A 20,566-nucleotide genomic window follows, 5' to 3' on the forward strand; every position below is an offset into this window, starting at 1 on the left:
TGCTACCAGTCCAGCAACCGCGGTGCGATGAGCAGGACTGTCGGGCAGATCAGCAACATGATGGTGCTCAGGAGCACTAGTGCGCGCTGCGGGCGGCCCAACGGATCCTGCGGGGAGAGCAAGCGTTGCAGCCGGCGGGAGGAGACTTCACCATCTGGCATGCCAACTAGGCCGGCACTGGACGAATGATTCTTTGACGACGAATCATCCATTGCTGCGGCGGTGGCGACAGTGACAATGGCTTTGAGCAACATGTGCCTATTGACCTTTTCCAGTGCTTTGTCGTCGGCGAGCATTTCAATCAGTTGGCGCACTGCATCGAGCGCAAGGCGTGAAGTCGGTAGCCAAGGCAACGCTTCGTGCCACGCCGTGAATGCCAGGATCAGCAGATCATGCCGTTGATCCAAATGGGAGCGTTCATGGGCAATAACCGCCTGCTGCTCTTCGGCAGAGAGCTGGGTGAGCAATCCGCGCGATAGCACGGTCACTGATTGCGAGATCCCCGGCACGCAATATGCAACAGGCATGTCGTGATCAATCACTAGGGTATTTGGCCGCGTCTGGGACGGGTTGCTCAAGAGGCGCAGCAGATGCCGGTGCTTGGCTCGTTGGCGAGAGATGCGCCAAGCCGCTCGTATGAGGGTTAATACCAGGTGAAATCCGAAGAGCAGTGCTGCGCTCAAGGCGAACAGGTGCACTTCGCCGGGGTCGGGCACACTGGGATCTCCCATTATCAGGAGCCAGCCGCCATGAAGCGCGGATATGAGGTCTTCGCCCAATGGGGCCAAGCCCCAGACAAGCATCGAGCCGATCATGGAAAGTCCACCGCCTAATGCGATGGCTTGCCAAAGGAGTACCGCTTGCACTGGTGAGCGGGCGGTCCATTTAGCCTTGGATAAAGCCAACGGCGTCGGCCACGCCAATGCGATAGCCAACGCCGCTAGGAAATATGAGGTGAGAAGCACTCAGTCCCCGAAGTTCTTCTAAATTATGCGGACTTTACTGAGTCCAAGATAGCACGCAGGGATGCTGCCTCGTCGGGGGAGATGCCCCCGATGAATCGTGCCAGGACTGCTTCACGGTCCTGGGCGGTGCCCAGGGCGTCGTTGAGCAGTCCAACGGTGTGATCCTCACGGGAGGATGAAGCTGCGTACCGGTGAGGGCGGGTAGTGCGCTCGCGCTCTACCAAACCCTTCTTTTCGAGACGGGCTAGCACAGTCAGCACCGTAGTGACTGCGAGTTCTTTCGCGTCGGTGCCAAGCGCCGCCAAGTCATCACGAAGGTCATTCGCGGTGAGTGGTTCTGCAGAATCCCACAGAAGATCCATGACGGAGCGTTCCAGATCGCCAAGGCTGGCCACTAGGTCGTACCTCACTTGCATTAGTTTTGACGCGGTTGCTTGACTCATGGAGTGCAAGCACACTGCTTGGGTTCTTAATTGTAGCCATCTTTCCACAATATTTCTACGGCATGTAAAAGAGAGGGGTGAGTACATGCTTTACCCGTTTCGCCATGAGTTGCGAGAATGTGGCGGGTGAAACTTGTTGACTTGGGTTTTTTAAGAACCGTAGACACAACCCTGTCAATAGGCTTAGTATTTGCGCCCACGTGCGCGCTGGCGAAGTTTCCAGTTTCGGAAATTGCTCATCGGCTCGATTTCTACACGCTGTCGAAATCGTCTATGGTGGCCTTGGAGAACTTTTCTACGGAGTGTAGAAAAGTGATTGAACTTCGATCCCACGATAGTTGAGGAATCCATGGATGCTCTAGAGATTGCCCGCTGGCAATTCGGCATTACGACGGTCTACCACTTCCTGATGGTGCCCCTGACCATCGGACTAGGCCTGACCGTGGCCACGCTGCAAACCATGTGGCATCGCACCGGCAACGAGCACTGGCTGCGAATGACAAAATTCTGGGGCAAGCTTTTCCTGATTAACTTCATCATGGGCATCGCCACGGGCATTGTCCAGGAGTTCCAGTTCGGCATGGCTTGGAGCGAATACAGCCGCTATGTAGGGGACGTATTCGGAGCGCCGTTGGCCATGGAAGCACTGCTGGCCTTTTTCGTAGAATCTACATTCCTGGGGCTCTGGATCTTCGGCTGGAAGAAGCTTCCCAAACGCGTGCACCTGGCAACCATCTGGTGCGCATCCCTGGCAACCATCTTTTCCGCCTACTTCATCCTTGTTGCGAACTCATGGATGCAGCACCCGGTTGGAACGAAAATAGTTGACGGCCGAGCCGTGATGACCGACGCATGGGCGGTGTTCACCAACAACACCGCGCTAGTGACGTTCCCGCACACTATTTTCGGCGCCTTCGCCGTTGCCGGCGGCTTCCTGCTGGGTATCTCATGGTTCCATCTCTACCGCCGACGCAAAGAAGGCATCGACACGGTGGATGCCAACGGATATGTTGTCGTGGGCGAAGATCCCAGCCGCGGTAAAAGCCGTGACAAGGTGGACTACCAAGTCTGGATCAAGTCCCTGCGCATCGGCGCAGCGGTAGCAATGGTCGCGTTCCTCGGTGTGGCACTGAGCGGGCACGAACAAGCAAAGCTCATGTTCGAGCAGCAGCCGATGAAAATGGCTGCTGCGGAGGCAGCTTGCCATGATGGAACAGGCTTCTCGGTGCTGTCCTTGGGAGATATCACAGCCAAGGGTTCAACCAACTGCGACAACGTCGTAGCGGTCTTCGAAATCCCGGGCATTCTCTCGTATCTGGCCAATGGGGATTTCACCACCGAAATCAAGGGCGTGAACACGCTGATTCCGGAATACCAAGAAAAATACGGCAAGTACTATCCGAATGATGAATCCTTCGGCAAGTACGCAGGCCAGGAAATCAACTACCTGCCAGTGATGGAAGTGACCTACTGGGGCTTCCGCTTGATGATCACCCTCGGCGGGCTCTCGGCATTGGCTGCAGGCATTGCGCTATGGATCACCCGCAAGGGCACCGTCCCAGAAAACAAATGGCTCTCGCGCCTTGCCCTGCTAGGCATTGCCGCACCCTTCGGCGCAAACGCCACTGGCTGGATTTTCACCGAAATGGGCCGGCAGCCATTCACTGTAGTCCCCAACCCGCAGATGGGTGGCGTGGACCAGGTGTTCATGTACACCGCAGCATCGGTCTCTCCGACAGTGAGCGCAGGAGAACTGCTCTTCTCGCTGATCGCGCTCACGACAATCTACGGTGTGCTGCTGGTCGTGGAGCTGGTGCTGCTCAGTCGCTACATTCGTGGCGGCGTGGCATCGGCAATGCCAGAGCTTGAACCGTCAGATCATTCACCAGCGGACGGCCCATCGGGCCCGGACAACGATGACGACGACGTACTGGCCTTCGCCTACTAGTGGCACGGACTAAGGAGAACATCAATGGATTGGCTTCCAACACTTTGGTTCATCGTGATCGCGCTGCTCTGGTGCGGCTATCTCTTCCTCGAAGGCTTTGACCTCGGGGTGGGCATGCTCATCGGTCTCGGCCGTTCCACCGAGAAGCGCAAACGGCTCTTGCTCAATACCATCGGCCCGGTCTGGGATGGCAACGAGGTATGGCTGCTGACCGCCGGCGGTGCGACCTTCGCAGCGTTTCCGCACTGGTACGCCTCGCTGTTCTCGGCCCTCTACATTCCGCTGACCTTTGTCCTGCTGGCGTTGATTTTCCGTGCCGTTGCCATTGAGTACCGTGGCAAGGCGATTACCGCAGCAACCCGGAAAGCCTGGGACCTGGCCTTGGGGATCGGATCGCTGGTGGCCGCCTTCGGCGTCGGTGCCATGCTGGCATTGACCACCTTGGGTCTGCCTTTGAACGAGAACGGCGACCGAATCGGCGGGGCTTTCGCGTGGCTGAACTGGCATGCCGTCCTCGGCGGCGCAGCAGTGGTGGCGTTCTGCTGGATCCATGCGTTGGCATTCCTGCGGTTGAAAACCGACGGAAAGGTCCGCCATGAAACAGGAAAGCTCGTAGGCCGCTGGATGCCGCTAGCAATCCTGCCCTTAGTCGCGTGGGTCCTGCTGGTGTTGCTGGACAACGATTCCACCATCGCCTGGGCGGTGTTGGGCCTGGCAGGGGTCTGCCTGGCTATTTCGATAGCCAGCGGCCGCGCTGGGCGCGAGGGACTCTCCTTCATCGCTCTGGGCGCTACCTTGCTCGCCGGGGTCGCAGCGATCTTCACCGCCGCTTACCCGGTAGTGCTGCCATCGACCATCGACCCGGCCTTCGACCTGACCGTGGCTAATGCGTCCAGCACTGCCTACACCCTGAAGCTCATGAGCGTCGTGGCCGCCTTCGGCGTGCCAATGGTCTTGGCGTACCAGGCCTGGAGCTACTGGGTCTTCCGCAAGCGCTTGCGCGAAGAGCACATTCCAGAAACTCACCGAGTCGTCTCCATCATCAAGTAACCGCATTTCCGAGGGAAAGAAGTAGTGATGCCAGCCCCGCGATTCCTGCCGCGTGAACTGATCACGCCGCGACAATTCCTGGTTTTGGCGCTGTTCTCCGCGCTCAAAGTCGTCGGGCTGGTATTCGTCGCCTACGCGCTGGGCCAATGGATCGCCACCATGGCCGCTGGAGGCGCCAATGGATCGGACCTGCTGATCCTGGCCCTGGCCGGCGCCGCGCTTCGAGCGCTCAGCGCATGGGGATTGAACGCCGGCGCCCGCCGCATGGGCCTGGGCGCGAAGGAACGGCTACGGCTGAACCTGGTGCGCAGGCAAGCCGCGCAACCAGCCATCGTCCCCGCGGCGGAACAGCATTCCATACCGGTCACCGCCACCTTGGCCAGCCATGGCCTTGAGAAGCTCGATGACTACTTCACCAAATTCATTCCTGCGCTCATCGGCGCCCTGGCCGTCCCGCTGCTGCTTGGCCTCTACATTCTGCAGCTGGACTGGATCAGCGCGGTTGTGCTGCTCCTGACGATCCCGCTGGTGCCGGTGTTCATGGCATTGATCGGCATGCACACCCAGGACACCCTCAACGAATCCCAAGCCACCTTGGATCGGCTTGCCCACCAGCTCTACGAACTCGCCCAGGGCTTGCCCGCACTGCTGGGCTTGGGCCGGGCACGGGCGCACGGCAGCGCCATCGCCGCCGTCAGCAGCAAATACCGGGCGGCCACCATGGCCAACCTGAAAACCGTATTCATGTCCAGCTTCTGGCTGGAACTGATCGCAACCCTTTCGGTGGCGGTACTCGCGGTGATGATCGGCGTGAGACTGGTCAGCGGGAATATGGATCTCGCCGCCGGGCTGATAATCCTCATTCTGGCACCCGAGCTGTTCTCGGCACTGCGCGAAGTGGGCTCTGCCTACCATGCGGCCGATGACGGGCTGGCTGCCTACCAGAAGTACACAGCCATCACCGCTGCCACCCCGGTCCATCAGCTTCGTGCCAGCACGGCCAGGAACGCAGATAGCGTCCTGGACGTCGCGGACCTGCGGATCAGCTACGATGGCATGCATCCAATCCACCAAGCCGTGAATATTCAGTTGCGCGCGGGGGAGCGCCTGGTATTGTCCACTGCCAGCGGTTCGGGCAAGAGCACGCTGCTCAAGCTGATCGCCGAGGCGCACAGCAGCGACAACACCTTCGATCCGGCCTTGGCCACCGGGCGGGTCTTCATAGCCGGCCAGCTTGCAGTAATTAGCCAGCATCCGCAATTCAACGCAGCAACCGGCAACGGGCAACTGGACCAGGACGCCCCCGCGGCATCGGCTGAACTGCGCCGAGAGCTCAGCTCCCGGCTATCGATGGAGTCCATGCTCGAGCGCCCGATCGGTGAATATTCACCCGGCGAGCTGCGCCGCCTGGAAGTGCTGCGCGCGTTGCTGCGGGTTCACAGCGACGACCACTGCACCGTGCTGCTGGCCGATGAGCCTACCGCGCACCTCGATGAGCGCAACGCCCAGCAAGTACGCGAACTGCTGAGTGAACTTCCAGCCCGCTGCGCGATGCTGGTCGCCAGCCACGACCCCGCCTTCGGGCAGGACGAACGTGCGGGCAGCATAGCGCATGGTGCTGGCCCTGCCCACCGTGAAGAATCCGCAGGCAACCGGTCGCGAGCCACCGCGGCAACGCAGCCTGGCGCCACTGGCCAACGGCCGGTGAAGTCCAAGTTCACCCCGATGCGCGACTTGCTTGCCGGGTACAAAGCTGCCCCCAAGGGCGTGCTCTGGGGGACAGTCAGCGTGCTATGCGCCGTGGCGCTCGCGGCCCTGAGCGGTTGGCTGATCGTTGAAGCCAGCTACCAGCCTCCCATCTTGCACCTGACCGTAGCCTTCGCGATGGTCCGCGGCCTGGGCATCGGACGAGCTGCCTTCCGCTACCTGGAACAGCTCGCGATTCACGACGCGGTGCTGGCCTATGCCTCGGATTTGCGCGAGAAGATGTGGAACGCGATGGTGGCCAACCCCGCACAGTGGGGCTTGCTGACCCGTTCCTCGGTCATCCTGCGATTCTTGCTGGCCGAGGTCGATGAACTGCGCGACCTATTGGCCCGGGTGCTGTTCCTGCCGCTGCAGGCAATCGTAGTGTGGGTTGCAGCAGCAACGGCCTTGTACTTCATCCAGCCCGAATTCGGATATCTGGCCCTCGGTGCGCTGCTGGTGCTGGTCTTCCCGGTGCGTTGGCTTGTGCAGCGCATTGAAGGCGAACACCTCGTGCATCAGCTCAGCCACCGGATGCAGATGAACCAGAGCGTGCTGGGCATCTTGCGGCACAAGTCCGCACTGCGCAGCAATCAGGCCATGGAACGGACCATTGGCCGGTTCCAGGACGCCGAAGCACGCAATACGCAGCGCGCTCGCCGGCATGCCCTGGGCCAAGGCAGCGCCACGGCCCTGGCCACGTTGACCAGCGTATTGCTTGCCATTGCCATCACCGCGCTATCGCACAGCAGCGCATCGTTTACGGCACTGGCCGTGCTCCTGGGCCTGGCCTTGGGGGAGAGCGCTGGCAATGCCCTGCTGGCGGTGCAGCAGGGGCGGGCGCTGAAGGTACTGTCATCGAAGCTGGAAGAACGCGGCATGCAAAGCCACGGCGCACGAGCAGCGCAGCACAACCCGCCGGTGAAGCAAAGCAGGATCGCCGGCTTCGATGCGCAAGCGCTGAGCCTCGGGTACGAGCAGGGAACGCCAGTTCTGCAGAATCTGAACGCCCGCATCCCGGCAGGGCAATGGACGGCCATTACCGGTCCATCGGGTTCTGGCAAATCGACGTTGCTCACCGCGTTGCTGGGCGCGTTGCCAGCGCAGTCGGGCACGTTGAAGGGCATCGATGCCCGCGGGAACCTGCTGGATCTAGAGCAGGCAGACCTGTCATCGGTTGCCTGGTGCCCGCAAGAGGCGCACCTCTTCGACTCCTCGATTCGCCGGAACCTGATGCTGGGCGTCACTGAAGGCCAGCTGCGCAGCGATGCGCAGCTGGAAGAAGTGCTGGAGCAAGTCGGGCTGTCGGACTGGTTGGCAACACAGCCAGAAGGCCTCGAGGCACGCATCGGTTCCGGCGGGCACCAGCTCTCCGGCGGTCAGCGGTGCAAGCTCGCCGTGGCCCGTGCCATGGTGGGCGGCCACCAGATCATCTTGCTTGATGAACCGACTGCCCATCTGGGGGTGGATGAAGCCCAGGAGCTGCTTTCCACCTTGCATCTCGCCCTTGCCGGACGAACCGTCGTCTTGATCACCCATGACCAGATGCTTGCCGGGCAGTGCACCCACCGCATTGAACTGGGAAGCCAGAAGCCCAGGGTCAGCGCATAGGACTGCGGCGTCGCTTCCACCCACGGATAGGAGGTGGAAACGACGCCGCGTTCAGTTCTGGCGCTGCTGGATTAGAGGATTACTCCGCCGTCGTCGAAAGGCAGCGCGTCTTCGCCCGGCGTGATGGCCGGGGCCGCTTTTGCCTTGGTTGGCTCGGGAATCAACGCTTCTTGCCGCGCGGTTGCCTGGAGGTCCTGGGCAGCAGGTGCTGCAGAAGCATCGTGCCCGCCGGCAATGGTTCCGCCAATGATGTTCACTGACTGGGCCAAAGGCGCGCCCGAACCATCGCGCTTGCCATATTCGGTAGGCAAAGCACGCACTACGCCTGCCGTGGAGCTGGCACGCGCAGGACCCTGGCCGGCATAGCCTAGCTGCAGGTAGTCCTCACCCTTGACAAAACGGTGAGCGCGCACGCCCGCGGTGGCGCGGCCCTTCGCCGGGAACTCGGAGAAGTCGGTGAGCTTCACCGACTGGCCCGAGGTGCCAGGAAGGGTCTGCGAACCGGCAGCGATCGTGGCTACCACCGCGTCGCCAGCACCGGCAGGAACCACACCGAAGAAGATCACCTGGTCATCGGCGGCGAGCTTGATTCCGGCCATGCCTTGTCCGGTGCGGCCCTGGGCACGCACCGCCGAAGCGCTGAAACGCAGCAGCTGAGCCTGCCTGGTCAGGAACACCAGCTCATCGGCATCCTCGGCCGGCGCCGCGGCAATCACGACGTCGGTGTCCTTGAGCGTGATCGCCTCGAACTCGTCACGGTTCAGCGGGTAGTCCGGGGTGACCCGCTTGACCACACCGTTCTTGGTGCCCACGGCAATCACCTGGTTCAGCGGAACCAGTGCCACCGCGCTTTCGCCCTTGCCCAGCTTGAGGAATTCGGAGATCGGCACGCCGTGGGCCAGCTGCGGGAAGCCATGGGATTCGGGAAGCACCGGAACATCGATCAGCGAGATGCGAATAATCCGTCCGGTACTCGTCAGCGCTCCGATCTCACCACGGGCGCTGGAGGCAACCTGCGAGGTGAGCACGTCGTGCTTGATGCGCGCCGAGGAGTAGTCCACGACGTCCCGATCAGGAGTCCGGGCGAGCTGCCCCGTGGCCGAGAGCAATACCCAGCACGGGCTGTCGGAGACTTCCATGGCCAACTTGGCCTTCTTGCCTGTCCCGACTTCTTCAGGCAACGCGGTGCCTTTCAGCGGGGCCAGCTGAGCAGACTTCAGTAGCTTGGTCCGGCGCGGGGTGCCGAAAGTGTCGGCCATTTCCCCGAGCTCATCGGAAACCAGGGTGCGCAGCAGCTCATCGGACTCCAAAATGGCGCGCAGTTCCTCAATTTCATTGCGCAGCTGCTCGGCTTCGGTCTCCAGTTCCAGCGTGGAGTACTTCGTCAACTGGCGCAACCGCAGTTCCAGGATGTGGCTGGCCTGCGGCTCGCTCAGGTCGAAGACCGTCATCAGGCGTTCGCGTGCTTCTGCGGTCTGCTCGGAGGATCGGATAATGGCAATGACATCGTCAATATCAACGATGGCAATCAGCAGGCCCTCCACCAGATGCAATCGGTCTTCACGCTTGGCCAGGCGATGCGCGGTGCGACGGCGTACAACATCCAGCCGGTGGTCCACATACACGGTGAGCAGCTCGCCCAGCCCCATGGTGCGTGGCTGGCCGTCGACCAGGGCAACGTTATTGATGCCGAAGGAGTCTTCCATCGGGGTGTACTTGTACAGGCTGGCCAGGACAGCGTTCGGGTTGAAACCGTTCTTCAGCTCGATAACCAGCTTCAGGCCGTGATGCCGGTCGGTCAGGTCGACAACATCGGAGATGCCGGAGATCTTCTTGCTGTTGACGCCATCCTTGATCTTCTCGATGACCTTTTCAGGGCCCACGCCATAAGGCAGTTCGGTGACTACCAGGCCCGACTTGCGTGCGGAGATCTTCTCCAGGGCCACGGTAGCTCGGGTGCGGAACAAGCCACGACCGGTGCGGTAGGCATCCTTGATGCCGTCCAAACCGGTAATGCTGCCGCCCGAGGGCAAATCCGGGCCCGGAATGAACTTCATGAGTTCTTCGACGGTGGCGTCGGGTTCCTTGAGCAGGTGTTGCGCAGCAGCGACAACTTCGCCCAGATTGTGGGGAGCCATGTTGGTGGCCATGCCCACGGCAATGCCGGTGGTGCCATTGACCAGCAGATTGGGGAATGCTGCCGGCAGCACTTCGGGCTGCATGAACTGGTTGTCGTAGTTCGGGACGAAGTTCACGACGTCTTCATCCAGGTTAGCGGTCATGGCAACAGCGGAGGCTGCCAGACGGGCCTCGGTGTAACGCGGGGCTGCCGGGCCGTCATCGAGCGATCCGAAGTTTCCGTGGCCATCGATCAACGGCAGCCGAAGGGAGAAGTCCTGGGCCAGGCGGACCATGGCGTCGTAGATCGCGGTGTCGCCATGGGGGTGCAGCTTGCCCATCACTTCGCCGACCACGCGGGCGGACTTGACATGGCCCTTCTCCGGGCGCAAGCCCATTTGCGCCATCTGGAAGAGGATGCGGCGCTGAACTGGCTTCAGCCCATCACGGGCATCGGGAAGCGCGCGGGAGTAGATCACCGAGTAGGCATACTCCAAGAAGGATGATTCCATTTCATTGGTGACGTCTATATCGACGATATTTTCAACGAAATCCGCTGGAATCTCTTCAGACTTCTTACGAGCCATTACTCTGTTCGTCCTTCATCTACTGTCTTAGGGCCGGAACTGCCGAATCTTCGTGTTGCATCTGGGCGCAACGCCGAACTGCCGACTATCCTAAGCCTATGGTGGATCGTAAACTTTCGGCGGCATATCCGGCGCATTGGGAAGCAGATGTTGTGCTTCGCGATGGGACAACTGCACACCTGCGGCCAATTACTCCGCAGGATGCCCAAGCGCTCCAGGAGATGCACAAGCAGCAGTCTGAGACGTCAGTCTACTTACGCTATTTTACGTATAAGTCGTCACTGACCCCTAAAGAGCTCGAACGGTTCACCAATGTCGACCATGTGAATCGCGTCGCCTTCACAGTGGTTCGTGGCGCAAGGATCATCGGCGTCGGCCGCTACGACCGCTTGGATGACCCGCGGGAGGCGGAAGTCGCCTTCAACGTCTCGGACGAATACCAGGGCACCGGTATCGGCTCGATCCTCTTGGAGCATCTGGCCGCGGCGGCCCGTGAAAACGACATCGAGAAGTTCTCGGCCGAGGTACTTCCAGAGAACCGGAAGATGCTCACCGTCTTCTCCGATGCCGGGTACGCGGTCGCACGGCATTTTGAAGACGGCGTGGTCATGCTCGAATTTTCCATCAGTCCCACCGAGAAGTCCCGCGAAGTGACCGAGGCGCGAGAACATCGCGCCGAGGCGAGCAGTGTTGCTGCTCTTCTGGCGCCTAGGTCCGTTGCCGTCATCGGAGCCAGCCGCACCTGGGGCAAGCTGGGGCACGACGTGCTGGAACAAATTGTGGAATCCGGGTACACCGGTGCCGTGTATGCGGTGAACGATGCGGCCTTGGAAGTGGGCGGCATGGTGGCCTATGGGAAGGTCACCGAAATCCCGGGACCGGTGGATGTCGCCTTCCTGTGCATTCCGCGCGAAGGGGTCATGGAAGCCATCGGGGACTGCGCCACCCACGGGGTCAAATCCCTGGTCATCATGACCACCGGCTACGAAACTCCGGAAGGGTTGAGTGCCCAGCGTGAACTTGTGTCGCTGGCTCGTGCCAACGGCATGCGGGTGGTCGGGCCGGGTTCCGCCGGGCTGATGAATACTGACCCGCAGGTGAAGCTGTATGCCACCGGAAGCCACCACGTTCCGCCATCCGGAAACGTCGGATTCTTCACCCAGTCGGCCGCCATGGGCACAATCATCCAGGGTGTGGCCTTGCAGCAAGGTGTTGGCCCCAGCAGCGCCATTTCCGCAGGCCTGCGCGCTGACGTATCCGGCAACGACGCGATGCAGTTCTTTGAAGACGACCCGCGTACCCATGTCGTCGCGTTGTACCTGGAATCCTTTGGCAACCCACGCAAGTTCGCACGCATCGCCCGGCGTCTGGCCCGCAGCAAGCCTGTGATCGTGGCTAAATCTGATGTGATGGGCCGCCGGCTTCCACCGGGCCACTCGGTGCGCGTAGGCCAAGCGCCACCAGGTGCAATGAACGCAATTCTTCGCCAGTCTGGCGTGATTCGCGTGCGTTCATCAGAAGAGCTGCTGGATGTCACGGCCCTGCTTTCGGTCTTCCCTGCGCCGAAGGGCCCGAACGTTGCGATCCTGTCCAACTCCTCGACCATCGCAGAGGTGGTGTGCGACGTCGCCGAGGACAGGAACCTGAACACCGTCGTGCAGAGCGAAGAGCTGGACTACAGCATTGGCCAGTCCAAGGCCATTCCGGTGCTGCGCGCCCGGATCAAGGAACTGGTGGAAGACCCGCAGGTCCACACCATCTTGCTGGCGCACCTGCCCTACTCGGAGCTGGATACCAGCGCAGTTCTGAAGGTCGCCAAGGAGTTCATTGGCCAGCCAAAACCAGTGGTGGCATTGGTTCCGGGCCTGGCGGATACGAAAATTACTGGCGGCCTGAAGCAGGGGATTCCGGTATACACCTCGCCAACCACCGTCATCGGCGCCCTGGCCAAGGCCTATGGATACCAGCAGTGGGTTGACGTTCCCTACGAGCCGATGAAGGATCCAGCTGGAATCGACGTGGACGGTGCCGCGGAGTACCTTGATGAATTGGTGCAGACCATCTCGGGGACCAACCTGCTGGAATTGGACGACGCGCAGGTGCAGAAGCTGCTGGACTTCTACGGGATCAAGTTCCTGTCCCATCGGGTGGTGCACACCGCAGAAGAAGCTGTTGCGGCGGCCGAAGAATTCGGCTGGCCGGTGGCACTGAAAGCCAACGACCCTGATCTGCGCCAACGCCTGGACTTGGGCGGCGTGCGCTTGAGCATCCCGGACAAGCAGAGCCTGGAAGCGAACTTCACGCATATGAAGTCGCTGATGGCGGTTTACGGCGTGGACTCCCTGGAAGTGCAGAGCATGGCTCCTGCTGGCCAGGCTTGCGTGGTCAAGGCCGTGGAAGACCCGTTGCTTGGTCCAGTCATTTCCTTCGGGCTCAGCGGCGATCCGGTAAACCTGCTCGATGATTGGGCCCACGGCGTGGCGCCGTTCTCCACCCATGACCTGGAACAGCTCATCCGCCGTCCGCGCAGCAGCGTGCGGCTCTTCGGGTACCAGGGATTGCCGGCGGTGGATCTTGATGCCCTGAAGGACTTCATCACCCGCGTTTCGCTGTTCAAGGACAACCATCCTGAAGTGACCGTTGCCAAATTCGCGCCGATCACCGTTGCCACCGATTCGTTGAGCGTGCTGGCGGTGAACATCCAGATCAGCAACGCTGAGCAACGCACCGATAGCGTCCGCCGGGCATTGCGTAACTGAGTGCAATCGCCGAAACGTGAATTGCCTGTGGCGACTGAGTAGAATTGGGGCATGAGTTCTCCAACGTATTCGACCACTCCTGGCGCTGAGCTTCAGCATGATCTGGTCCGTGCGGGTTTTTATCCGCAGATGGTCCAGGATGTACTGGCTGAAGCCATGATGGGCCAACCAGTGCTTGACCACTATGTACATCTGGAAACTCACTTCGACCATACCGAAGTGCACCGCCATATCACCGTTATGGTGATGAGTGAAAAGGTGCTTTTCATCGTGCACGTCGATGACCAGCAGCTTGACGACCACGGCAAGGACGTCATGGCGCAGGTCTCCGTCGAAATGATTTCCCTGGCCCGCATCGCCTCGGTTGCCACCAGTTACGTCTACCACCAGCCGCAGCATTACTCGGCCGCTGATCCAGTCAAGGAATTGACCTTTGGACTGTCCTGGAACGGAACCAAGCGGATTGATCTGGCCCCTGCCGCCTGCGCCGATCCGCAGTGCGATGCCGACCATGGGCTGAATGGCACCTCGCAGCCTGAGGACTTGGTCATCCGCGTCAGCGCCGAGGCCGACGGCCAGCAGGCCGTGAACAAGGCCCGGGAATTCGCTGTCCGCCTGCGCCTGGCCACGATCGCCTGAGCATGATCGAGGAACAGAAACGCAGCAACCTGCCTGTCCCGGCACAGAAAATCCCGGACGCGCCGAAATACGGCCAAGCTACGCTGTCGGAGATCCTTCCGTCGGCAGCCGCTGCAATGGGCGTTCCGGGCTACGAGAACGCTTTGGGCTTTGCCCCGACAAAACGTGTGGCACTGATTATGGTTGACGGACTGGGCTGGAACCAGCTCAAAAGCCATCTCGGGCATGCACCCTTTCTGCGCGGCTTGTTCGAAAAGGGGCAGAAGCTGGGAACGGGATTCCCCTCGACCACCGCGACTTCCCTGAGCAGCCTGGCCACGGGCCTGGCTCCCGGTGAACATGGAATGGTTGGCTATGACGTCATCGATCCGGCCAAGCGCCGTGTAGTTAACCAGCTCGGAGGATGGCCAGGGGACTTGGACCCCGAAGCGTGGCAGACTCGCCCGACCGTTTTCCAGAAAGTCGCCGAGCACGGCATCCACGTGGCCACCGTGTCTATTCCGATGTTCGCCAAGTCGGCCCTGACTCGCGCGTCGTTGCGCGGCCCCAAATTCGTGCCGGCGAACCAGCCTGCGGCCCGTGCGCGTGCTACCCGAACCATCTTCGAGTCGAACCGCAATTCGCTGGTCTACACGTACTTCAATGAATTGGACAAGGCCGGACACAAATTCGGCGTGGACTCCAGCCAATGGCGGGACACGCTCGAAGAACTGGATTACGTCATTAAAAACCTGGTGTCCAAGCTGCCAGAAGAAACCACGGTGCTGATTACCGGTGACCATGGAATGGTGGACATCCCCGCATCCCAACGCATCGACTACAGCCAGCAGCCGGAGCTTATCGAAGGCGTGGAGCTGACCAGCGGCGAACCTCGTGGAGTCCAATTGACCTTCGACACGCAGACCGACGCGGCTAGCCGGTTACGCGTACGCGAGGCCTGGCAGCAGGCCTACGGCACTAAAGCCTGGGTGATGACGCGCGAGGAAGCCATTGAACTGGGCTACTTCGGCGCCATTACCGAAGAGCATGCAGCGCGGCTGGGTGATCTGATGATCCTGGCAGCGGAAGCTATCGCTTTCTATGACGGCCGGCGCGTTACGCCGATGGCGTTTGACATGGTAGGGCAGCACGGATCGCTCACCGCGGGGGAGCGTTTCATCCCGCTGCTGGTGCACCGCACCACCTAGTGCTCAACGGAACAAGCGCATACGGGTGCGGGAGCAGCATTGAATCAATGCTGCTCCCGCACCCGTATGCGCTCTAGCTCGGCGGCGCGTCAGGAATCGGTGTCCTTCTTGCGTTTGCCGAACATGATGTCATCCCAGCTGGGAACCGAAGACCGCTTGGCCTTGCGCGGAGCGGACTCCTCGGCAGTCTGCTCGGACGACTTGTCCTCAGTGCTGTTCGCACCGTCGGCATCCTGATCGGTGACGACCACCAGCTGCGAAGTGCGTGCCGAAATTCCTTGCGGAAGGTGCGGCAGCGAGTCCTCATCGTCGGCGTCGTACTTGCTCATGCTGCGTTCGATGATCTCGTTGTAGCGTGACTCGCGCTCCGGATCCTGGTCCTTCGTGCGCTGCCCACGACGAGCGTTCAGCAACGTGACCAGTTCTTCGGTCTCATCCGGTTCCGGGGTGCTGGCTGCAGGAGCCGGCTCAGGCTCTGGCTGGTTCAGCGCAGAGACCGGGCGAAAGTATTCAGGGGCCACCTGTTCGCTCAAGGTTTGTGCCCAGCGGTTCAGGTTTTTCAACGACTTGCGTGCCGGGGTGAATGCCCACCGCGCACTGTTCGAGGAAGCTTCAGTGGAATCCGAGCCCAGGGACTCGACATTCTCGGTCGGCAGCGGGGAATCGAACTGCACGGTGACGATCCATTGGCCTTCTGGATCTTTCCAGGCGTTCCATCGGGCCGAGTCGGCGTCGATGTGCAGCTGGTGCAGGCGGTGGACCACCATGGAACCAAGATCCGCAGGCTCTTCGCCGAATACTTCGCGGTATTCGGCATCGGTTTGTGGTCCTGAGACCTCGACACGACGTGCTAGCTCGGCGATGTGCTCGCGCTCAGCCAGGACCGGACCTTCGTACTTGACGATGTCCTCGACTGGGATATCCCACTCTAGAGACAGATCGTAGGCGGAAGCACCAGCGCGCACTCGCGCTTGAATTTCGCGCGGCGAATGGACCGAGGACTCCTCACGGTTCCTTGGAGCCCGCGAACGGGCAATTTCGGCCATTGCACTGCGCAGTGCATCGTCAACAGGTAGCTCGAAGCTCATCCCGTCGTCACTGCTGACCTGCAGGCTGGAACCATTTTCATGAATTCCTACCAGTCTCAGCTGACGCATTCCTACCCTCCACACGCTCTATTTCCTGTGTAAAACTCTGCCACCTCGAGGCCTGAATTCCTACCACCGCGCAGGGTGTGGCGCAAGATTAGTCATCAACCTCACGCAGTAACTCCTTGAACCTTCCGCCCATGGCATAGCGTGGCAAGAACGGGAATGGATGACCCGGAATAACGCTATACTTCTATGACGGTATAAGTTTTCACCTTGTGAAGCAGCCGGCTAGGACGAAGACCTGCAGGAAAGAGCGAAAAACGATTATGGCAAATGAATCTGCTGCACCCGTGGCAATGTCAGAAGCGGAACGAGCCAAGGAAATCGCTCAGCTCAAGGCAGGCAAGACCGCAGCCATGGCCAACCTGGTCGATGAAGCCGAAACACCCTTGGCTGAGGAATATGTTTTGCCCGGCGGCGAAGCATCGCAGGAAGAAGCGAGCATCGAGATCCTGCCGGAGCAGGCAGACGAGTTCACCTGCGCATCTTGCTTCATGGTGCGTCACCGCACGCAGCTGGCCCGTGAAGAAAACGGGCAGAAATTCTGCAGCGAGTGCGAAGGCTAGGAAGCTTACGCAACAGTTCTGACAGCGATGGCGTCCTGGACCGGAAGGTCCAGGACGCCATCGCTTTATTCCATGGAGCCGTGAATGCTATTCGCCTGAAGCGTCTTCTGCCTGCTCCTGCTTGGCTGCTTCGGCTTTGCCTTCCTCTGTGAATTCGTACATCACGCCCGAGAGTGCGGCAGCCAGCTCTTCGGGACGGCGGGTGGAAGTCAGCCAGTACGGCGTGGTGTCTCGCTCGTCGGTCACTTCCATGCGCACGGCACCGTCGATCCAGCCACGCAACAGCATGTAGGCCAAGCCGTGAAGCTTCTGTCCACGCTGCTTGAACGCCTCGTCGCCACGGTAGCCGACGACGTTGCCGATGTACTTGCGTTCAATGCTGGCACGGCCAACGGTGACCAGATCATCGGTGACTTCGATGGCTGGCACGCGCAGCAGGAACACCGCGACCAGTGAAATCAAAACTACGCCACCGGCAACCCATCCGAGGGTGCTGTTAATCGGTGCTACTGCGATACCTGCGGTGATGGAAATGATGATCGGCCAAATCCAGGTGCTGGCCGATGGCCAGAGCTTTTCGCTGTACAGGACGTTCGAACCCTCGGGGCTGGAATTACTCATGGTTCCAAGTTTAGGCAATATTTCCTGGTTCCATGACCTCGGGGCTGGCGGCAGGGGATTGCCCTGCGCGCGCGATAGAGTTAGCCACGAGAAACTATCGAGTGACTATTTCACATAACTCCGGGGGAAGACCTACACCGATGAGTGAGCCATCAATTTCCATTGCCATCAAGATGCTTGACACCGAACTGCCGGTTCCCAGCTACGCGCATCCGTCAGATGCCGGTGCTGACTTGCATGCTCGCGAGTCGCTGGTGCTGGAGCCTGGCGCCCGCGCGCTCATTCCAACGGGCATTGCGCTGGCCATCCCGCATGGCTATGTCGGTCTCGTGCATCCGCGCAGCGGCTTGGCTGCTAAGCACGGCATTACGGTTGTGAATGCACCGGGTACTGTTGACGCGGGGTACCGTGGTGAGATCATGGTCACCTTGCTGAATACCGACATGTCTGAGTCTTTCGAAGTCAGCCGAGGCGACCGAATCGCCCAGCTGGTAATCCAGAAAGTCGAGCAAGCAGCGTTCATCGAAGTCGATTCGCTGGACGACAGTGCTCGCGGTGCTGGCGGGTTCGGTTCGACCGGCGGATTCAGCTCCAAGTAAGTACTCTTGAGTGCAAGACGAGATTTTCTAAGGACACCATGATTTTCAAGCGCAAGAAAGCCCAAGACCAGCCAGTCGACGCACCAGCTGCTGAGGCAGGCCAGGGCGAGGCCGAGCCGAAAGACGGCCCATTCGACTACAGCGAGGTCGAGAATACGCAGGAATACCTTGACTTCGGCTCGATCCTGATCAAGCCAGTAGCAGGCTTGAAGGTCCGCATGGACGTTGAAGAGTCCAACAAGCGTGTCATCGCGGTGTCGCTGGAGATCGCCGAGTCGCGTATCCAGCTGATGGCTTTCTCTTCCTCGAAGTCCGAGTCGCTGTGGCCAGGCATCAGCGACAAGATCAAGAGCGATATCAGCGCCCAGAACGGCGAAATTTTCACCCGCGACGGCGATTACGGCCAGGAGCTGCTCGCCAAGGTGCCGCAGCAGCTGCCTGATGGTCGCGCCGGGCATGTCGCCCTGCGCTTTGTCGGCATCGACGGCCACCGCTGGTTCCTGCGTGCGGTCATTGGCGGCGCTGCCATTGGAGACGAAGAAGCGGCTGGCATCGTTGACGGGATCCTGCGCACTGTCGTGGTCAACCGCGGCGACAAGCCACTGCCACCGGCCGAACTCCTGCCCCTGAGTGTTCCGGCCAATGCGCAGGCCCGCCCGGCAGGCACTGAGCAGAACCCTGAGCAGAACTCTGAGCTGAAGCGTCCAGAACGCGGACCAGAGATCACCCAGATCGGCTAATGCATGTCGCTGAAGGACAAACCCGTCACTGCGCTGCTTGGCTCCTCGGGCCAAAAGCTCAGCTACCAGCGGCTGGACAGCTTGGAACAGCTGCCTGTCAAGGGCAGGGTGGAGCACACGGGCTACATCCAATCGGTTAGCTATTCCGCGCCACACGTCGCACCCACGCTGACCGCGGTGGTGGTCGACCGGCTCGGTGCGGTGTCTGCTCGTCGCGGGACTGTACCGCATGTGCGTTTGGCGTTCATGGGCCAGAAATCCGTTCCGGGAATCAAGCCGGGCGTGAAGGTGGAATACTCGGGAATGGTCGCTCCCGTGGATCAAGTTCCGACGATCTTTAATCCGCGCTACGTAATCGTGCCGGAGGCCCGCGGGTGATCCGCGCGTTCCCTCAAGGTCTTGGGAACGAGAGCATGCTGGCGCCTAACTGGAAGAAAACATGATGAACAACGACGAATCGCGTCCGGAAGATGGATCCACGCCGGAAGCAAAGCATCCAAGCTTCGCGGAAATGATTGGCTCGAACGCCAGCATCGCGCAAAATGCCGACGGCGGGATAGATCTGCTCTCCACCGTCGGTGGCGTGCGCGGAATCCTGGAAACGGTGCTTCCCGGTTTCGTGTTCATCATGGTCTTCGCGCTGACCTCCAATCTGGGCTGGGGGCTGATCGCTTCGATTAGTCTTGGCGTGGTGTTCATGATCATCCGCCTAGCCAAGCGCTCGACGCTGATCCAGGCCGGTTCCGGGCTGATCGGCATCCTGATCTGCGCCTTCGCCGCACGCAATTCGGGCAATGCCAAGGACTACTACATTCCAGGGTTCTACGTATCGGCCGCCTACTTGGCGGGATTGCTGATTTCGGTGATGGCCCGCTGGCCGCTGATCGGCCTGCTCTTCGGGTTCATCCGCAATGAAGGCACCGAGTGGCGCAAGAAACCCGGGCGCTTGCGCCGCTACCAGGTGGCCACCTGGATCATCATTGCTGTTTTCGCGCTGCGCCTGGCAGTGCAGATCCCGATGTACATCGCAGATGACGTCGTGGCCTTGGGCTTGGCCCGCGCCTTGATGGGAGTGCCGCTGTATGCAGCGGGGCTCTGGTTTGCCTGGCTGGTCTCGAAGCCTGCAGCAGAAGCCAGCAACGGAACCAGCCCTCCAGCACAAGCCGTCTAGCGGGTGGCGTCGCGCAGCGTGCGGCGCAACAAGGCTTCGGCCTGCGGGGTGGTGATGAAGAAGATTTCATCGCCACCCTCAATCACATCATCGGCACTGGGCGGGAACGGCGTCTTATCGCGAACCACTGCCATCATGGTGGTGTCTTCGGGCCAGGAGATGCGCCCGATGCTGCGGCCAATCAACGCCGAATCGTGCGGGACGGTGAACTCGACCATGTAGACCTCGCCGGTCTTCAGCGTCAGCAGCCGCACCAGGTCGCCAACCTCCACGGCTTCTTCCACCAGCGCGGTCATCAGCCGCGGGGTGCTGACCGCTACATCTACGCCCCAGGCGTCATCGAACATCCACTCATTCTTCGGATTGTTCACGCGGCCTACGGTGCGCCGGATGCCGAATTCGCTCTTGGCCAGCAACGAGACCACAAGGTTCACCTTGTCATCGCCGGTTGCCGAAACGACCACGTCGTACTCTTCCAGCTGTGCCTGCTGCAAGACAGCTAATTCGCAGGCATCGCCAATCAGCCACTTCACCGCTTCCAGGTCGGCGCGCTCGGCCATTTCCGGCTGCAGGTCGATAAGCAGGACTTCGTGATGGTTGATCACAAGTTCGCGGGCAATGGAGGAACCGACCGAGCCGGCCCCGGCAATCATGACCTTCATGGG

General features: G+C 60.6%; 18 protein-coding genes. 12 read left to right on the forward strand and 6 right to left on the reverse strand.

Features of this window, described 5'->3' with window-relative positions; all coding sequences use genetic code 11:
• Positions 1–2: 2 nt before the first annotated feature.
• Entirely contained in the window at positions 3–731 is a 729-nt protein-coding gene (locus tag ACIQTS_RS02095) for a M56 family metallopeptidase (RefSeq protein ID WP_402470856.1), read from the reverse strand.
• Between ACIQTS_RS02095 and ACIQTS_RS02100 the strand changes: the two genes are divergently transcribed.
• Complete coding sequence (locus ACIQTS_RS02100) at positions 654–833, forward strand: hypothetical protein (RefSeq protein ID WP_402471220.1); 180 nt, start codon at positions 654–656, stop codon at positions 831–833. The two genes, ACIQTS_RS02095 and ACIQTS_RS02100, sit on opposite strands and share 78 nt — an antisense overlap.
• 155 nt (positions 834–988) lie before the next feature.
• Here ACIQTS_RS02100 and ACIQTS_RS02105 read toward each other — a convergent pair whose 3' ends face one another.
• Entirely contained in the window at positions 989–1,360 is a 372-nt protein-coding gene (locus tag ACIQTS_RS02105) for a BlaI/MecI/CopY family transcriptional regulator (RefSeq protein WP_066144398.1), read from the reverse strand.
• Between the two features lie 397 nt (positions 1,361–1,757).
• On the opposite strand from ACIQTS_RS02105, the gene ACIQTS_RS02110 reads away from it, so the two are divergent.
• The 3 genes from ACIQTS_RS02110 to cydC are packed head-to-tail and all read left to right on the forward strand — an operon-like array spanning position 1,758 to position 7,763.
• Positions 1,758–3,356 carry a cytochrome ubiquinol oxidase subunit I gene (locus ACIQTS_RS02110; RefSeq protein WP_402470858.1) on the forward strand — a complete coding sequence of 533 codons (1,599 nt, stop codon included), beginning with the start codon at positions 1,758–1,760 and terminating at the stop codon, positions 3,354–3,356.
• A 24-nt stretch (positions 3,357–3,380) separates the two neighbouring features.
• Positions 3,381–4,406 (forward strand): cytochrome d ubiquinol oxidase subunit II, encoded by a 1,026-nt coding sequence (gene cydB / locus ACIQTS_RS02115; RefSeq protein ID WP_402470861.1) that lies wholly within the window; start codon positions 3,381–3,383, stop codon positions 4,404–4,406.
• A gap of 27 nt (positions 4,407–4,433) precedes the next feature.
• The gene (gene cydC / locus ACIQTS_RS02120; RefSeq protein WP_402470863.1) at positions 4,434–7,763 is read left to right on the forward strand and encodes a thiol reductant ABC exporter subunit CydC; all 3,330 of its coding nucleotides are present in this window, start codon (positions 4,434–4,436) and stop codon (positions 7,761–7,763) included.
• Positions 7,764–7,834: 71 nt separating this feature from the next.
• Here cydC and ACIQTS_RS02125 read toward each other — a convergent pair whose 3' ends face one another.
• Positions 7,835–10,468, reverse strand: a complete 2,634-nt coding sequence (locus ACIQTS_RS02125) for a DNA topoisomerase (ATP-hydrolyzing) subunit A (protein ID WP_402470864.1) — start codon at positions 10,466–10,468, stop codon at positions 7,835–7,837.
• A gap of 98 nt (positions 10,469–10,566) precedes the next feature.
• Here ACIQTS_RS02125 and ACIQTS_RS02130 point away from each other — a divergent pair, with 98 nt between their 5' ends.
• From ACIQTS_RS02130 to ACIQTS_RS02140, 3 genes are read left to right on the forward strand one after another with little or no spacing between them, the layout of a single operon-like run.
• On the forward strand, positions 10,567–13,227 hold the full coding sequence (locus ACIQTS_RS02130) for a GNAT family N-acetyltransferase (protein WP_400288240.1): 2,661 nt from the start codon (positions 10,567–10,569) through the stop codon (positions 13,225–13,227).
• A gap of 51 nt (positions 13,228–13,278) precedes the next feature.
• Entirely contained in the window at positions 13,279–13,866 is a 588-nt protein-coding gene (locus ACIQTS_RS02135) for a DUF5998 family protein (RefSeq protein ID WP_105656760.1), read from the forward strand.
• A 2-nt stretch (positions 13,867–13,868) separates the two neighbouring features.
• On the forward strand, positions 13,869–15,053 hold the full coding sequence (locus tag ACIQTS_RS02140; protein WP_133834268.1) for an alkaline phosphatase family protein: 1,185 nt from the start codon (positions 13,869–13,871) through the stop codon (positions 15,051–15,053).
• A gap of 89 nt (positions 15,054–15,142) precedes the next feature.
• Here the strand turns inward: ACIQTS_RS02140 and sepH are convergent, their stop codons facing one another.
• Entirely contained in the window at positions 15,143–16,210 is a 1,068-nt protein-coding gene (gene sepH, locus ACIQTS_RS02145) for a septation protein SepH (RefSeq protein WP_400288237.1), read from the reverse strand.
• Positions 16,211–16,470: 260 nt separating this feature from the next.
• Here sepH and ACIQTS_RS02150 point away from each other — a divergent pair, with 260 nt between their 5' ends.
• On the forward strand, positions 16,471–16,770 hold the full coding sequence (locus ACIQTS_RS02150) for a DUF4193 family protein (RefSeq protein ID WP_400288235.1): 300 nt from the start codon (positions 16,471–16,473) through the stop codon (positions 16,768–16,770).
• 87 nt (positions 16,771–16,857) lie between these two features.
• Here ACIQTS_RS02150 and ACIQTS_RS02155 read toward each other — a convergent pair whose 3' ends face one another.
• A complete protein-coding gene (locus ACIQTS_RS02155) occupies positions 16,858–17,391 on the reverse strand; it encodes a DUF3093 domain-containing protein (RefSeq protein ID WP_332486014.1) in 534 nt (177 codons plus the stop codon).
• A 140-nt stretch (positions 17,392–17,531) separates the two neighbouring features.
• Between ACIQTS_RS02155 and dut the strand changes: the two genes are divergently transcribed.
• The 4 genes from dut (at position 17,532) to ACIQTS_RS02175 (ending at position 19,901) form a co-directional block, all read left to right on the forward strand.
• Positions 17,532–17,990, forward strand: coding sequence for a dUTP diphosphatase (dut, locus tag ACIQTS_RS02160; RefSeq protein WP_402470869.1), 459 nt, complete (start codon positions 17,532–17,534; stop codon positions 17,988–17,990).
• A 38-nt stretch (positions 17,991–18,028) separates the two neighbouring features.
• On the forward strand, positions 18,029–18,730 hold the full coding sequence (locus ACIQTS_RS02165; RefSeq protein WP_105656754.1) for a DUF3710 domain-containing protein: 702 nt from the start codon (positions 18,029–18,031) through the stop codon (positions 18,728–18,730).
• 3 nt (positions 18,731–18,733) lie between these two features.
• Positions 18,734–19,108, forward strand: coding sequence for a hypothetical protein (locus tag ACIQTS_RS02170; RefSeq protein WP_400288232.1), 375 nt, complete (start codon positions 18,734–18,736; stop codon positions 19,106–19,108).
• A gap of 61 nt (positions 19,109–19,169) precedes the next feature.
• Positions 19,170–19,901 carry a DUF3159 domain-containing protein gene (locus ACIQTS_RS02175; RefSeq protein ID WP_400288231.1) on the forward strand — a complete coding sequence of 244 codons (732 nt, stop codon included), beginning with the start codon at positions 19,170–19,172 and terminating at the stop codon, positions 19,899–19,901.
• On the opposite strand, the gene ACIQTS_RS02180 is transcribed toward ACIQTS_RS02175, so the two are convergent.
• Positions 19,898–20,563, reverse strand: coding sequence for a TrkA family potassium uptake protein (locus ACIQTS_RS02180; protein WP_105656752.1), 666 nt, complete (start codon positions 20,561–20,563; stop codon positions 19,898–19,900). The genes ACIQTS_RS02175 and ACIQTS_RS02180 overlap by 4 nt on opposite strands.
• Between the last annotated feature and the right edge of the window lie 3 nt (positions 20,564–20,566).

Origin of the sequence: Glutamicibacter sp. NPDC090743 (assembly GCF_044769125.1) — a bacterium.
GTDB lineage: Bacteria > Actinomycetota > Actinomycetes > Actinomycetales > Micrococcaceae > Glutamicibacter.

Coding starts and splice junctions, on each gene's coding strand:
- ACIQTS_RS02095 (WP_402470856.1), bottom strand. CDS start 731: ATGGGAGATCCCAGTGTGCCCGACCCCGGCGAAGTGCACCTGTTCGCC.
- ACIQTS_RS02110 (WP_402470858.1), top strand. CDS start 1,758: ATGGATGCTCTAGAGATTGCCCGCTGGCAATTCGGCATTACGACGGTC.
- cydB (WP_402470861.1), top strand. CDS start 3,381: ATGGATTGGCTTCCAACACTTTGGTTCATCGTGATCGCGCTGCTCTGG.
- cydC (WP_402470863.1), top strand. CDS start 4,434: ATGCCAGCCCCGCGATTCCTGCCGCGTGAACTGATCACGCCGCGACAA.
- ACIQTS_RS02125 (WP_402470864.1), bottom strand. CDS start 10,468: ATGGCTCGTAAGAAGTCTGAAGAGATTCCAGCGGATTTCGTTGAAAAT.
- ACIQTS_RS02130 (WP_400288240.1), top strand. CDS start 10,567: ATGGTGGATCGTAAACTTTCGGCGGCATATCCGGCGCATTGGGAAGCA.
- ACIQTS_RS02135 (WP_105656760.1), top strand. CDS start 13,279: ATGAGTTCTCCAACGTATTCGACCACTCCTGGCGCTGAGCTTCAGCAT.
- ACIQTS_RS02140 (WP_133834268.1), top strand. CDS start 13,869: ATGATCGAGGAACAGAAACGCAGCAACCTGCCTGTCCCGGCACAGAAA.
- sepH (WP_400288237.1), bottom strand. CDS start 16,210: ATGCGTCAGCTGAGACTGGTAGGAATTCATGAAAATGGTTCCAGCCTG.
- ACIQTS_RS02150 (WP_400288235.1), top strand. CDS start 16,471: ATGGCAAATGAATCTGCTGCACCCGTGGCAATGTCAGAAGCGGAACGA.
- ACIQTS_RS02155 (WP_332486014.1), bottom strand. CDS start 17,391: ATGAGTAATTCCAGCCCCGAGGGTTCGAACGTCCTGTACAGCGAAAAG.
- dut (WP_402470869.1), top strand. CDS start 17,532: ATGAGTGAGCCATCAATTTCCATTGCCATCAAGATGCTTGACACCGAA.
- ACIQTS_RS02165 (WP_105656754.1), top strand. CDS start 18,029: ATGATTTTCAAGCGCAAGAAAGCCCAAGACCAGCCAGTCGACGCACCA.
- ACIQTS_RS02170 (WP_400288232.1), top strand. CDS start 18,734: ATGTCGCTGAAGGACAAACCCGTCACTGCGCTGCTTGGCTCCTCGGGC.
- ACIQTS_RS02175 (WP_400288231.1), top strand. CDS start 19,170: ATGATGAACAACGACGAATCGCGTCCGGAAGATGGATCCACGCCGGAA.
- ACIQTS_RS02180 (WP_105656752.1), bottom strand. CDS start 20,563: ATGAAGGTCATGATTGCCGGGGCCGGCTCGGTCGGTTCCTCCATTGCC.